Source organism: Paraburkholderia sp. J76 (assembly GCF_905220295.1).
Taxonomy (GTDB): domain Bacteria; phylum Pseudomonadota; class Gammaproteobacteria; order Burkholderiales; family Burkholderiaceae; genus Paraburkholderia.
Map to the genome: position 1 here is coordinate 1 of NZ_CAJMZJ010000013.1, position 13,908 is coordinate 13,908.

At 59.1% G+C, this 13,908-nt stretch carries 12 protein-coding genes and 1 pseudogene; 4 read left to right on the forward strand and 9 right to left on the reverse strand.

Annotated elements, in window-relative coordinates:
- Window positions 1-520, forward strand: a 520-nt coding sequence (locus tag U5768_RS23010) for a hypothetical protein (protein WP_322032701.1), incomplete at its 5' end; no start/stop codon positions are given.
- 257 nt (window positions 521-777) lie between these two features.
- Window positions 778-1,569 (forward strand): hypothetical protein, encoded by a 792-nt coding sequence (locus U5768_RS23015; RefSeq protein ID WP_322032702.1) that lies wholly within the window; start codon window positions 778-780, stop codon window positions 1,567-1,569.
- A gap of 502 nt (window positions 1,570-2,071) precedes the next feature.
- Here the strand turns inward: U5768_RS23015 and U5768_RS23020 are convergent.
- From U5768_RS23020 to U5768_RS23035, 4 genes and pseudogenes are all read right to left on the reverse strand, one after another.
- Window positions 2,072-4,144 (reverse strand): tetratricopeptide repeat protein, encoded by a 2,073-nt coding sequence (locus U5768_RS23020; protein ID WP_322032703.1) that lies wholly within the window; start codon window positions 4,142-4,144, stop codon window positions 2,072-2,074.
- 557 nt (window positions 4,145-4,701) lie between these two features.
- Window positions 4,702-5,106: pseudogene (locus U5768_RS23025) on the reverse strand (SDR family oxidoreductase); the annotation flags it as partial.
- Between the two features lie 37 nt (window positions 5,107-5,143).
- Window positions 5,144-5,380 carry a tautomerase family protein gene (locus tag U5768_RS23030; protein WP_322032704.1) on the reverse strand — a complete coding sequence of 79 codons (237 nt, stop codon included), beginning with the start codon at window positions 5,378-5,380 and terminating at the stop codon, window positions 5,144-5,146.
- A gap of 13 nt (window positions 5,381-5,393) precedes the next feature.
- A complete protein-coding gene (locus U5768_RS23035; protein WP_322032891.1) occupies window positions 5,394-5,804 on the reverse strand; it encodes a cupin domain-containing protein in 411 nt (136 codons plus the stop codon).
- Window positions 5,805-5,941: 137 nt separating this feature from the next.
- Between U5768_RS23035 and U5768_RS23040 the strand changes: the two genes are divergently transcribed.
- A complete protein-coding gene (locus U5768_RS23040) occupies window positions 5,942-6,835 on the forward strand; it encodes a LysR family transcriptional regulator (protein WP_322032705.1) in 894 nt (297 codons plus the stop codon).
- Window positions 6,836-7,099: 264 nt separating this feature from the next.
- Here U5768_RS23040 and U5768_RS23045 read toward each other — a convergent pair whose 3' ends face one another.
- The 5 genes from U5768_RS23045 to U5768_RS23065 form a co-directional block, all read right to left on the reverse strand.
- Window positions 7,100-8,524 carry a phosphatidylserine/phosphatidylglycerophosphate/cardiolipin synthase family protein gene (locus tag U5768_RS23045; protein WP_322032706.1) on the reverse strand — a complete coding sequence of 475 codons (1,425 nt, stop codon included), beginning with the start codon at window positions 8,522-8,524 and terminating at the stop codon, window positions 7,100-7,102.
- 239 nt (window positions 8,525-8,763) lie between these two features.
- Entirely contained in the window at window positions 8,764-9,402 is a 639-nt protein-coding gene (locus U5768_RS23050) for a Type 1 glutamine amidotransferase-like domain-containing protein (protein WP_322032707.1), read from the reverse strand.
- A gap of 120 nt (window positions 9,403-9,522) precedes the next feature.
- Window positions 9,523-10,056, reverse strand: coding sequence for a GNAT family N-acetyltransferase (locus tag U5768_RS23055; protein WP_322032708.1), 534 nt, complete (start codon window positions 10,054-10,056; stop codon window positions 9,523-9,525).
- A 138-nt stretch (window positions 10,057-10,194) separates the two neighbouring features.
- Window positions 10,195-10,914: a peptidase E gene (locus U5768_RS23060; RefSeq protein WP_322032709.1), complete on the reverse strand. Its 720-nt coding sequence runs from the start codon at window positions 10,912-10,914 to the stop codon at window positions 10,195-10,197.
- A 360-nt stretch (window positions 10,915-11,274) separates the two neighbouring features.
- Complete coding sequence (locus U5768_RS23065) at window positions 11,275-12,978, reverse strand: site-specific integrase (protein WP_322032710.1); 1,704 nt, start codon at window positions 12,976-12,978, stop codon at window positions 11,275-11,277.
- Between the two features lie 183 nt (window positions 12,979-13,161).
- Here U5768_RS23065 and U5768_RS23070 point away from each other — a divergent pair, with 183 nt between their 5' ends.
- The gene (locus U5768_RS23070; protein WP_322032711.1) at window positions 13,162-13,908 is read left to right on the forward strand and encodes a carbonic anhydrase family protein; all 747 of its coding nucleotides are present in this window, start codon (window positions 13,162-13,164) and stop codon (window positions 13,906-13,908) included.

Here is a 13,908-nt window from a genome sequence, read left to right on the forward strand (position 1 = left end):
TCAGAGCAAAACTGTCAATGCGGACAACGACACGATTGAAATGGTGGCATTTTCAGGTCAGGTCAATGGTAGCGGCAACCAGATTACTGTCGATCAAACGGCGTCTCTGACTCTTGACGGTAGTAACAATGCGCTCAACCTGAGTGGCGCGAATAGTACGGTTACGGTTGATGGGTCGAATAATTCGATCGCGTTTAACGCAGACAATGGCGCGGAATTGATACAGGATGCATCGGGCAACATGTTGGTCGAAGAGGATGCTTCGGGCGCAATCTGGTTTTCAGCGGCAACCTTTAGTATTCAAAACGGTGTCGTTACGCTGGGATTCAGTAACGGAAATACCGTAACCATAGCAAACGTCAGATCGAGCGTCGGCGATACCCCTGGATCAACGGACGGTCAGGTCAGTCAACTGGTTTCGTCGATGGCATCATACTCCAGTGGGTCCGCTGGCATTTCGTCGACGCTCACAGCGCAGGCAGCCGCATCGGAGAATTTATTTTACTCCGTGCATCACTGATACCACGCAATGGCGCCCGATAGATCCTAAATAGTTGTCGTCTGGTGGAGGATCTCCTCCACCTCCAGCTATCTGCGGCGGACCGACAAGGTGTGCACGGAATTGCGCCGTACCCTAACGGGGTCGCGAAAAGGCGAGAGCGCTTGAAAGCATTCATGTAGACAATGACGGATGTCAATGTTAGTTCGTTTATCTTTTTGAGCGAAGGCAAGGATAATAAAATCGGGTTCACTTTATGAAAATACCTGAGGTAGCCGATGGCTGTGTCCTCCGCCACGCCGGACATTGAGCGGGTCTTTGTCGTTTCGCCAATATATAACGACCAGTGCTACGGATCCTATGCTTGCTCTTTGCTGGAGCTTCAGCATGCTTTATCACAAACCGGTCGGCAATTCGTTTTTCGGTTTATGAAAAACAACAGCCTTATATCCAGGGCGAGAAATTTACTTTGCCATGCATTTCTGCAGGACGAACTGGCGACCCATCTACTGTTTGTTGACGCAGATATTGCATTTGACGCAGCCGACGTACTGCGAATGTTAAGCTACGACCACGATGTCATGGCAGCACTATATCCTACGAAAGACGTGAACTGGAGCAGAGTCGCGGAAGCTGCGCGTTCCTGCCCAAACTTGCCGGCGGAAATTTTGCCCCTGATTGCAGGGAAGTTTGAGACCTTTAAGCCGCTGCAGGCAGAAATTCGTATGCCAATTGATGAACCATTTCCGATCGCTTCAACGGGGATGGGGCTAACGTTGATTCGTAGAAGTGTTTTTCACCGGATGATTGACGCGTACCCCAGCCTCTTGTGCAAGGCGCCGAATGGTGGTGCGAATTATCTCAATGGCGTTGAGTCAGTGCCCGGATTGTTTAACGAAATGACGTCGCCTGATGGATTTTTATTGGGCGAGGATTTTTCCTTCTGCGAACGATGGCGGGCGATTGGCGGGAAAGTGCACGGTTGCGCCTGGTTTAACATCAGGCATCTGGGAACGTATGAATATGCGTCCGACATCCGTTCTATTGCACAACTGAATCTGGCGATCTGACGGCTGCTACGAGCGCTCACACTTCTCTTTGACGATCGCTCAGGATCGCGACATGTGCTTCAACAAGCAAAGCGATGAGGACGAAAACCACGCGAAAGAGACGTGGACGTACATCCTCAGGGATCATAGTCGCGGTGACGTTGACCAACATATCGGCATCGTCGCAACCTTTGGGAAGTCATGTGCGCCCAGCCGCCGGATGCGGTTGAATCGCTAGTGCTTCAAGACGGCCTACGCCGTCCTGAGAGTTACCGACAAGCCAGATACAGGAAAACACCGTGTCCGGTACGGGCACGATGATCGGCAATGGCAACCAGATTGGCATGACCGTCGCGTACAACTCGATGCAGGGTTCGGCTGCGCTTAAGGTGGGCTTACAGGCGTAAGGACAGAGCCTCGTTAAACGCCGGCAGAGGAGCTTGCTCCTCTGCCTCGAGGTAAGCGCCAGGGAAAGCCTCATGAATGCGTCGCCATTATGGAACGAATCCAGCGAGGTAACGATTCAGTTAGCCGCACACCACGCTTCCCACATCTGCCGGTACGCCTGTTCAATGCCACGGGCGAATCCGGCACCGTCCATCAACGGCGACCGCTCCATGCGCTGACGTAAGCCGAGGCGCAAGTTCCTCAACCGCGGTAGGTCGTTCGCTAACAGCACGGCAATCTCAACGAAGCCGCTGTCGTCTGACGAGGAGAGTTCGAGTAGTCCCAGACTGGCAAGTAACGAATACCCTCCGCGGCTCACTGGCGTACGACCAATAATGGTCACCACCGGCACGCCCATCCAGAAGCTATCAAGGCTTGTTGTATGGCCGTTGTAGGGAAATGTGTCGAGCGCAATGTCAATCCTGCGATAGGTTTCAAGGTAAGCCCTTCGAGACTGCTTGCCGACAAAAATCAGCCTGGACGGATCCACCCCAAATCGCCGGAATTTCTCACTCGCCTGTTCCCTTGGGCGTCCCTGTTCGAGCAGGACAATCATCTTCGAGTCCGGAACGCGCCGGAGGACGTTCGCCCACAAGCCCAAAGTCCGGTCGGTGAGTTTTCGCGCGCTATTCAGACATCCAAAGGTGACTGATCCATAAGTGTCTGCGGGCAACGTCCCCACTTCAAGTGCGGATACTAACGGTTCGTAACACCAGAATGTATGCGGCAGGCGATACGACCGCTCACTATAACGCTCATCAGCATCGGACTTATCAAACGGATCGAGCCAGGGGTCCGTAAGGCGATAATCAATGGCGCTGCTACCCGTCGTACCGGGGTACGCAAGCCACGCCACCTGTACAGGTGCGGGTTTGCGGGCGAACAGAAGCGGGCGGCCATCGCTCATATGCATCGTAAGATCGACAAGAACATCAATTTCATCGCGCCTGATCTGTTCCGCGAGAGCGTCGTCGCTCAAGCCGGCGACGTTTCGCCAGACATTGGCGAGCTTTGATAGATGGAAAGTGAAATCATCTGGCGAACGAACGCTTGAATAGCAGTAAAGCTCGAAGGAATCTGTGTCGTGATTCTTGAAAAGGGGAATAGTGAAAAACGACTGGCAGTGATGTTTGAAATCCGCGGAAACATAGCCGATCCGCAATCTCCGGATGGTAGATCGGTCGTTTTCGTAGCTGCGTGTGTTGGCAAGATAGGGTTTTTCAAAGTGGGATGAGAAACGCTTACATTCGGCCAGGATTTCGTGGCCGTCCTCGCAAACAAAGTTAAGGCCATAGGCGAGGTTCGAGTGTGCCACCAGATTGTCGGGATCGAGTTCGACGGCTCTCTTATAGGCGTCCAGCGCCTCAATGTAGTTGCCGGCGCTTTGTGCCTCCAGTATCGAACCCAAAACGAGGAACGCATCCGAGGATTCCGGGTTCAAGCTGGTCGCTTTTCGCGCGACGATTTCCGCCTCATCGAACCGCGAGCAGGTGAAAAGCAGTCGTCCCAAAGCTGCATATGCTTCGGCGCGACCTGGGTTGAGAGCCACGACTTGAATAAATACTGCTTCGGCTTCTGACCGGCGCCCCTGATCCTGCAGCAGCAAGCCCAGCCCATAATGTGCATCCCACGACTCCGGCTGGCTGTTCAGCGCAACGCGATACGCAGCTTCCGCCTCCGGGAACCGACGTAGCTCATGCAGCAAGCCACCCAGATTCTGGCTGGCCACTGCCCATTGCGGGCGCTCAGACAACGCACGGCGATATCGTTGTTCCGCTTCACGCAACTCTCCGCGCTTGCGAAGCACGTTTGCCAGACTATTGTTGGCCTCGGGTAGGTCAGGACGGATCTTTAGCGAAAAGCGCAGCGCAGACTCGCCTTCGGGCACGCGCCCAAGCTCGCATAGCACTGTCCCGAGATTGCTATAGGCCTGCGCATAACCCGGATCGCTGGAGATAGCACGTTCCCAGTATGCTACAGCCTCGGTCTTCTTTCCGGCCCCGTAACAGTTCGCGCCGGCCAAGTTAAGCTGAACTGCTTCAGCGATCGGGGCGGGAAGCAGCGTGACATCCTTCTCAAAATTGTTCGAATACGCCTCACGATTTATAACCCCGCGCGTTTCATCAATTTGTTGTTCCGGCGGGCCCATAGCGTTACTCGTGTCGTCAGCGACCAGCGCGAATTCGGTTTCAACGAAGCGTCCAAGCGCCAACAGGTAGACTGACTGTACGCCTGATAGCTCAGCGGCGTGGTCGCCCGATGGGCTATCCGTGGGAATGATCTCGTGACGCGACTGGGCAACAAAGAGGGGCGGTGGCTTCGCAATTTATGCTGACGGAAAGTCCAGGACTGGACCGCAGCAGACGCATCGGTGCGCTCTGTAGCCGCGACGATGGTGACGTCAAAAAAATGGATTCAGGAAGACCTCGCAGAGGAGTAACACCCTTGGAGCGGGGGGAGTTTATCAGCGATTGCGTGGTTGTAGCCGGCGTCTTGATGTAAGTTGAGTGTTGTCAAATGCAACTCGTTCGAACATGCCTTCATGAAGCTAGACATACCGCCGTATTCTCCGATGCAGAGAAGCTTCCGTCGCGGCATGCGTCCCGAGGGGGAGGTGAATCGCTTGAGGGCCGTTCGATCGTTTTGCTCTGTGAGCCGTATGTACGGAGATCTCTCGCGTCGACGAGCACGAATTCCGGCGCCAGATCATGAGTCTGCCGCTGCGGTTCGGTACGGCGCTGCGGACAATTCCTTCGAAAACTCCCTTATTTGGCTGCGCCAGCCGAACTGCGCGCGCTCTGGAAGACTCGTTTGCCTTCGGGTAAGTTCAAGGTGGGCCTTGTCTGGGCCGGCGACCCGCGACCGCATATGCTCGCCGCCCTCCTGACGCAGACCTTCGGAAATGACGCGCATAGCGTGCTTCGTCGCCGCATACACCGTACCGCCCGGCCCGACCGCGTGGCCCGCTACCGATGACACATTGATGATGTGCCCGCTCTTTTGCCGGATTATCTGCGGGAGTGCCGCGGCGACGCCGTACAGCACACCCTTGATGTTCACATCGATCATGCGGTCCCACTCTTCGACATGAAGTTTTTCCAGCACTGAGCTTGCGAAGGTTGCCGTTTCGGCTACCTGATTCGAGCGCTCAGAGCTGCGATGGATCGTAGCCCGGTTTCTGGTACAGCGTGCCCAACTTGTCGCGAATGTCGGGGTCATAGACGTCACGGATCCAGGACGAGGGCTGCACGACCTCGATGCCAACTGAGACGGACTCCTTACCATAGCCGAGGACGCTGGTCACCACTTCCGTGATGCCATCGGAAAGCTGCTGCTTTTGCTGTTCCGATTTGCCGGGCCACATTTTCACAATGACGTGCGGCATCGATGCCTCCCTTTTAGCTTGCGGCGACCGATCCCGGATATTGCTCGTCGGCCACGTGTTCGAGCCAGTCGACCACCTTGCCATCAAGCGACTCCTGGATGGCAATGTGCGTCATAAAGGTTTCGGGCGATGCGCCGTGCCAGTGCTTAACGCCCGCCGGGATCCATACCACGTCGCCGGGCCGGATGGCCTCAAGCGGCCCGCCCCAGCGCTGCACGTAGCCACTACCGGCGGTTACGATCAGGGTCTGGCCGCGCGGGTGCGCGTGCCAGGCCGTACGCGCGCCCGGCTCGAACGTCACGCTGCCGCCCGATGCGCGAGTCACGTCATTGGGCTGAAACAACCCGTCGATACGGACGGTACCCGTGAACCAGTCGGCGGGTCCCTTGACCGATGCAACGCTCCCGCAACGCTTGAGTTCGATTTCCATCTTGCTGCTCCTGTTCAGAGGTCTACCCGTGGCTGCCGTATGCACCACGTGACGGTTGACTGAACTTTACTGTTCGCTCAGTCCCTGCGGTAGCTGCTAGACTTCGCAAACCGATATGAGCAGGATTCATAATGCAGAACATTGACCTCAATGTGCTGCGGGCCTTTCTCGTCATTGCCCGCGAGCGGAGCTTCACGCGCGCCGCTGCGCAGCTCGGCGTATCGCAGTCCGCCCTGAGCCATTCGATGCGCGGCCTGGAGGAGAAGCTGGGGCTTCGCTTACTGACCCGGACGACGCGCGGCGTTTCACCCACTGAAGCGGGTGAGCGACTGCTGGCAAGCGTTGGGCCGTACTACGAGGGGATCGATACTGAACTGGACGCGATGAGCGCACTGCGGGACAAGCCTGCGGGGCTGATCCGGATCTCGGCGCACGATCACGCGGCGGACACGATCCTCTGGCCGAAGCTCAAAGAGTTGCTACGCGGCTATCCGGACATCTCGGTCGAAATCAACATCAATTACGGCATGGTCGACATCGTCGCCGAGCGATTCGACGCCGGCGTGCGCAGCGGCGACCTCATCGCGCAGGACATGATTGCCGTGCGTATCGGCCCAGACTTCAGAATGGCAGTGGTGGGTTCGCCGGACTATCTGGCGGAGTATGGGCGTCCGGTCCATCCGCGTGATCTCGCCGCCCATCGCTGCATCAATCTTCGGCTGCCGACGCGGGGTGGCCTGTACGCCTGGGAGTTCGCAAGGAGGCGCGACCTGCTGCACGTGAATGTCCACGGTCAATTCATCTGCAACACAACGCCTCAAATGCTCGAGGCTGCGATAGCGGGGTTCGGCCTTGCCTACGTGCCGTACGATCTCGCGGAACCCCATGTTGCCACCGGCCGTCTTGTCAGCATGCTGGAAGATTGGTGCCCGCCGGTGCCGGGGTATCACCTTTACTATGCGAGTCGTCGGCAACCATCGCCTGCGTTTGCCCTGGTTGTCGAGGCGCTGCGATACGCCCGCTGACGGCTGAATCGAATCCGGCTATGTACCTTCGCGGCAGGCATGCGGGATATTTGTTGCGCACTTCCTGTGAGCGCGGCTATGCGGCGTGAAATAGCAGTAGAGAGATTCCCGCTTTTGCCGATCGACCAGTGCTGATCAAGAAGCAGACGCTCGATTGGCCTGCGAGCCTCTGTATGAGCGACCGTTCCTGTCCGACTACTGCGCGACACAGTGCGGACGGCGCCCCGAACTGGCCACCTCGTTTAGCGACAGGGCACGCCGCGCTCAGAGGAAGTTCCTGAATAGCATCGTCACCCACCGCCAGGCGCCGCCGCAGCCAGCGGCCCGGCAGCGCGCATCGGGATCCACCAGAAGGCGGCCATTGGCGTCGCTCACCGAACTTGAGTTGCGCAGGAAGTACGCCACGCTGTCTTGCAAGGGATCGAGCCCGTCCTCAGGGATATCTATCCACAGGCCATTTTCGGTATTCAAGCGGGCCGACAGCGAATCGAAATTGAAACTGCCGAGATAATATTGATGGCCGTCGATGAGGACCAGTTTGGCGTGCATCATGCGGTTGTCCCGGTCGGAATACTCGCGCACCTCGATCCCCGCATTCACCAGGCCGGGCAGATCGTCGGCATAGGCACGCCCGACCGCGGGGAATTCCTGCGTGATGCTCGCGAGCGACGCGCTCACCAGGACCACGTGGACACCTTCGCGCCGCTTGCGCTCAAGCGCCTCGCGCAGTTCCGGCACCAGGATCAGATAGGGGTTGATGATCAGGATCTCGTGCTGCGCCGTATCGAATGCTTGCAGCATGTCCTGCAACGTGCCTGGCGAGCGCTTGTCGGGCCAGTCGTGGACATAGCGCAGGCGATCGCAGGCGATCGGCATCCAGGCGGGATCAAAATCGGCCCCCGGAGCGGGTAGAGCGGCGGGATCATCGGGTGTATCCGAGGCAGCGGGTGTATCGGCAGCGGCCAGGTCTGTCGCCGGGGCTGCGGCGTCGAGCGGAGCCAGCAGCCATTCGCGCCAATAATGGATGCGCGCCGGGTCCAGCGTTGCATAAGCCTGCGAGGCGCGATAAGGACTTGCGACTTTGAGGAATTTTTCCGGCTCGGGGCGCGCCACTTCCGGGCTATTCCAGAACAGGGCGAAATGCTGGTACATGGCGTGCAGGGAGGAGGCATCCTGGCTGGCGTCGCCCGATACCATCAGATCGCGCTCGCTGAGCCAGTTGCGGAAGCTCGCATCCCAGATCGAGGTACTGCCGATCACGGCCGTGTCGCCAACCAGGAACAGCTTGTCGTGCATGCGATGCGAAATCTCGACGAGATCGGATCGTGGATGGAAGATTCGGAGTTCAATGCCGGGAGCCACTTCGTGCAGGGCGACGATGAGTTCGTCCTCGAACGGGTAGTGCGGTTCGGGGCCGATGCCGTCGATCAGCAGCTTGACCGGCACGCCTCGGCGCGCCGCCCCGACCAGATGACGCAACAGCAAGCCGCCGGTCTCATCGATTTCGAAGATGTAGGCGAGGATGCGGATCTGCTCGTTTGGCGTGGCGCGGTCGACCAGCGCAATCCGCGACTGCATCAACTGGCCGTCGTCAAGGCTGGCGACCAGGTCGGTACATTGCGCGTGGCCGTGCTGAGAAGAGGCAAACACGCATGCCAGAATGAGCGCCAGGCTTCTTTTTGCGGTCATGATGTGGCGAACTGGTTCGATGTGTCTCCGGATCAGCGCGGTTGAAAGTATGGCTTTCCAGAATGTCCGATTGTCGCCGATCCAGGAGCACTTTCCAACGACCGCTCATGGTCGGCTAGCGCCCGACGACCGGTGCAGCGATCGGCATGCGCAGACGCTCAATGCAAATGGCATGCCCCCGACCCACAAGGGACAAACAGGGCCACCGATAGCAGCCATTCGCGATGAGTTATGTGTCGTTAGCCAACGATCTCACTTCGCATACCACACACCACGAGTGCCTCGCCGTCCCTCAACGTTTGGTACGGAATGTTGTGACGCTTGTAGAATTCGACCTCGTCGTTGACAGCGGCAGACTCAGGGTGAGCCGATTCAAAGTGCACAACGACTGAAAAGGGTAATAGTCCAAGTCCATCCCACACAACTGCTGGATCGTATCCCGGTGGAATTTGAGCAGGATCGCTAACGCGGTCAAGTGCACGGAGCGTGCTTGAAGCGATAACCGTCGCCGCGCTAAATCCTGAATATGCAATCCTGTCACGCTTCAATAAATCGGCGATCACGACATCGAATCCGCTTTGCTTCATTGCTCTCCGAAGTATGAATGCGTTGCCACCATTGACCCATACCACGTCGAACTGCCGTAGTGCATCCCTCAATCGATCATGGGCCCCGAAGAACCGCCGGAGATCCAGTTCTTGCACAGCGAACCCCAACTCCCGCAGTTTTGTCTCCTGACTCTGCAACCACTTCGTTCGCGCTTCTTCACGATGGTCAAGCGCGTTGACGATGATAGCGGCTCGCATTTCCCCGCCGACCAACTGCACAAGATGATCTGGCCTGGCCCCTACATCGAATGAAGAAAGGTAAATGCGCACGGCGAATTCTCCAGGTAGCGGGAAGCAATGGGGCAAAAGTTTCCGATGTTGAGACCGGATCGCTACCCGTTGCCGATAAGTCTTCTCAATAACAGTTAGTCGCCTGGGACCGTCTCGCCGTCATACAACGACGCTCCCTTTGAGCCGCACTTCCGTCAGCCAGGCGCCACCAATTTCGATGACCTTTGCCGAGCCGTCGATCTGAAATCCGCGTTGAACATAGAAGGACTGCGCCGACTCGTTGTCTTTCAGCACCCATAGCGTGACTGCCGAATAGCCCTTGGCGTAGAGATTTTCTGAAGCTGCGCTCATTAACGCTGTCCCGATGCCACGCTTCCAGAAGGGCGGTGCCACGTAAATCGCTTCAATCTCGGCGCAGCGCGATTCAAGGTTATTATCGCGGGATGGGCCGAATGCAATCCACCCGACTACCGTGCCGTTCTCTACCGCGACGAGCACGTGTGGCGTTCCAGACGTCAACGTTTTCAGCCACCTCTCGGCCCCGGTGACCACATCGAGAGCAGCGAGGTATTCGCGTGGCACGATGTCCTTGTAAGCTTCTCGCCACGTGTCTACGTGAACGGTGGCTATTCCTTTGGCGTCGCCGGTCGTTGCGGGGCGAATGGCATGTTCGAGCGATGACGATATTTTCATTGGACGAGCGGACCCGTTTCAAAATTGAAAGTCAAGCGCGAGCCTCTCGAAGCGGCTGACCCTCGCCCGACACTGCAGACAGCGACCGAGCCTGACCGGTGCTTAGGATTTCGCCAAACTGACTCGGAATCGTTGGCCTTACTGGCAAATTGGTTCGGCCGGTAACGCTGTTTCAATCACGGTGTCGCCTTCGCGATAAGTCTGATACGCGGTCGATCCTTTTCGCCAAGAAAGCACTCGGTCGAGAGAAGTGCCCGAATACACGGCGGCCGCAAAGTCATCAATGGCAATCGAAGGTGGGATTGTGCAGGCTAGCTGTGCGGCATGGACCGTCTCGCGTCTCTTTGGATCACCGCTGTAGTGAACAGCGCAGCCACCCGGCAGTAATCCCAGGCAATCGAGCGGACGATGAGCCGAGCCCCAGAACGAATCCGTGAGGCCGGCCTCGAACCAGCACATTGCGCCTGCACTCATGCCCGCGAGCAGCACGCCACTCTCCCACGCCTCTCGCAGAGCCGTATCAAGGCCCCACTCGCGCCAGACGGCAAGTGCGGATTTGGTATTCCCGCCACCTACATAAATGGCATCCTGCTCAAGCAGCTTTGAGCGGAAGTCGGAGACAGGAATCGACCTCGAGTCGGGTTGCCGAAAGAATGCAAGATGAGACGTTTCACAACCCATACTGCCGAAGGCGGCGTGGAACTTGTCGAGGTGCGCGGGCAGGTCTCCGCTGGGCGTGGCCAAATAACAGACACGCGGGCGCACCTTTCCTGTGAGGCGAGCGATATGTCTGTCGATTGGCGATGGTGAGTCCTCCATCATGAAGCCGCCACCGCCTATGGCAAGGATGCGTCGCATGGGTACTCCGTCGTTGATCGTCGATTGTCGCGCGAACCGTTAGACGCCTGGTTTCGGGATTGAAAATCATCTAGCGGACCTCCTGCCGCCGCGCTGCCGGGCGGTGGGGTTAAAGTGAGTTTGCCGAAACAGCTTTAACCAGAAGGAGGTCATCATGAACTATAGCGGCATTGACCTGCATTCGGCGACCTTACCGAAAGAGCGCAGCCCTGTCGCAAACGGGTATTAGCGACGATATAGCTGCGTTTTTCGACAGAACTGCACTCGCGCTGATCAAGCCGCTGGAATGCCGCGCGGCCGACCTGTTCAATGCGACCGGTCTGGTGTGCGGCTTGACGGCATCGCGAAATCGAGCGTGCTTTACGGCTTGGCAAACGCATCCGCGATTTGCCGTGCACGTTTGACCTCGTCGCTGTGCAGGTAGATCGACGTGGTGGAAACCGAAGCGTGCCGCAGGTTGTCGCGCACCGTGGTAAGTTCCGCGCCGCGCCCGAGCGCGTGCGTGGCGTGCGTGTGGCGCATCCAGTGCGGGCTCGCGCGGCGAAGCTTTTCCGCAAGCGGCGGATGATCGGCCTCGATCGCTTTGGCGGCCAGCAGGAAGAAGCGCCGGAGCACGCCCCACAAACGGGCGCTGCTGATCGTGGCGTCGCTATCGGCCTCGAGACTGCCGATCACCGGAATCGCCGGATTCCATCGCACGGACACGACGGGCAGGCCGCGCTCAGCCAGATAACGCGCGAGCGCCTCCCACGCAAGCGGCGGCAACGCGACGCGCGCCAGCTTGTTTCCCTTGCCCGTGACGCGCAGCCAGTGATCGCCGCGCGCATCGGTTTCCACGTGACCTAGCGTCGCCCCGACGAGTTCGCTCGCTCGCAAGCCCGTCGCATAGCCGAAATCCAGCAGGAAACGCAGCCGCTGTGCCGCGGGCGCCGACCATCCGTACGACCACTCCAGGCCGTCCGCGATGGTGCGCGCGAGCGTCCATTCGCCCTCGCTGAATGCGTGCGAGGTGTCGAGCACCTGCGCGCCGCTCGCGCCGCGCACTTTCACGCCGGAAAACGGATTGGCGAGCACGTAGCGCTGCTCGATCAGCCAGCGGAACAGCGCGCCGAGTATCGACAGTGCATGCGCGACCGAGCGCGCCGAAAGGCTGCCGTTAAACGGCCGCCAGTCCGGCGAGGTGCGTGCCCGTACGGGACCGACCCAGCGCCCGCGCGGGGAGGGATGACGCAGGAACGCGCGGTAGGCGATGGCGTCTTCGGTCGTGAGCGACGAGAGCGCGCGGCTGCGCTCGACGATGGCCCAGAGAATCAGGCGTTCGGCTTCCTTCTTGTAAGTGCGCTGCGTGGCGGGCGATTCGTGCAGCGCGAGCCAGGTCTGCACGGCTTCGTAGTCGTTCGATGCATCGAGCGTGCAGGTCGCGCGTGGCGCGCGGAACGCGCCTTCGGAGCCATCGACTTCGTGCGGCAGCTTCAGGAACTCCCATGGTGCAATGTCGCCGCGCTGGCTCGCCACGATGAGCGCCCGGGCCTTGTCCGTGAGCGCGGGCCACGCCGCAAAGAACGCTTCGATGGCGCGCGCGCTTGCCATGCCGAGACCGGGCACCGCCTTCCACCATTGGCGGCGGCGCGGGATACGCACGGTAAGGTCCGCGAGCGTGCTGATGCGGTGCGCGTACAGCGCTCGCACGGCGCGCGGCGCGAACCATTGCGCGATGTCGTCGGCGATCTGGGGTTCGGGAGCGCGGGCGGTGCGCAGGGTCTCGACGGCTTGCGCGACAGCCTTCGCATGCCGCTCACGCTCATCCACCGGATGGTCGAGCAGCGCCGCCAGATCGTCGCGATGTGCGGCGCGCGCGATGGCGGTCAACCTGCGCCGGATACGGCCGAGCACGCCGCGCGCCGACTTGCCATCGCCGAGCGCCGACGGCAAGTAGCGCTCCACGGCTGCCCGCACGGCGAGGCCCGCATACCACGCGCGCAGCATGGCGAGTTCGTCGGCATCGGGGAAGCCGGGCGGTTCACCGGGAGCGGGAGCAGGCAGCGGGATGGGGCGCGTTTTCATGCGATGGAGTTTAACTTAAAAGTACATGCCTTGTGATAAGAAGGATTATCTTTATGGATGCGATTGAAATCGAAGTCAATGCGAAGGCGGCGCATCCAGATATCACGATTTAACGCGCCGCCTATACTTTGACCACCCGGCTTCCCGTTTCCCTCCCGACCTCCGTCCATAAAGGAGTTCCCCATGTCTGCAAACACGGCGATTGACGTTCCCGACGACCCGGCCGATGGCGCAAGGCGCCGATGGATCAAGGCCGGCATAAGCGTGGCGACGCTCGTGGCGGGCGCGCAGTTCGCCGCCGGCGACGTGCAGGCCGCGGCGTTGTCCGAGTCGCAGCGCAATGCGCTGACGCCCGATCAGATCATCGAAATGATGAAGGCCGGCAACGAGCGGTTTCGCACCGGCAAGATGAAAAAGCAGGACTTTCTCGCGCAGAAGAGGGCGAGCGCTAGCGGCCAGTACCCCGCAGCCATCGTTCTCAGTTGCATCGACTCGCGCGCGCCGGCCGAGATCATTCTGGATATGGGCATCGGCGACACGTTCAATGCGCGTATAGCGGGAAACATCGCTAACCAGGACATTCTCGGGAGTATGGAGTTCGCTTGTGCCGTCGCCGGCGCAAAAGTGATTCTGGTGATGGGCCATACCGCATGCGGCGCGATAAAGGGTGCCATCGACAACGTCCAGTTGGGAAATTTGACGGGACTGCTCCAGAAGATCCAGCCCGCGATTACGGCGACCCAATATTCCGGAGAACGAACCAGTAAGAACGAGGAGTTTGTCGATGCGGTGGCGCGCTCGAATGTTCAGGGGGCGATGGCCGCCATCCGCAGCGGAAGCCCGATTCTGTCCGATCTGGAGAACAAGGGAAACGTGAAGATAGCGGGCTCGATGTACGACATCCAGAACGGCAGGCTGACGTTTCTATGA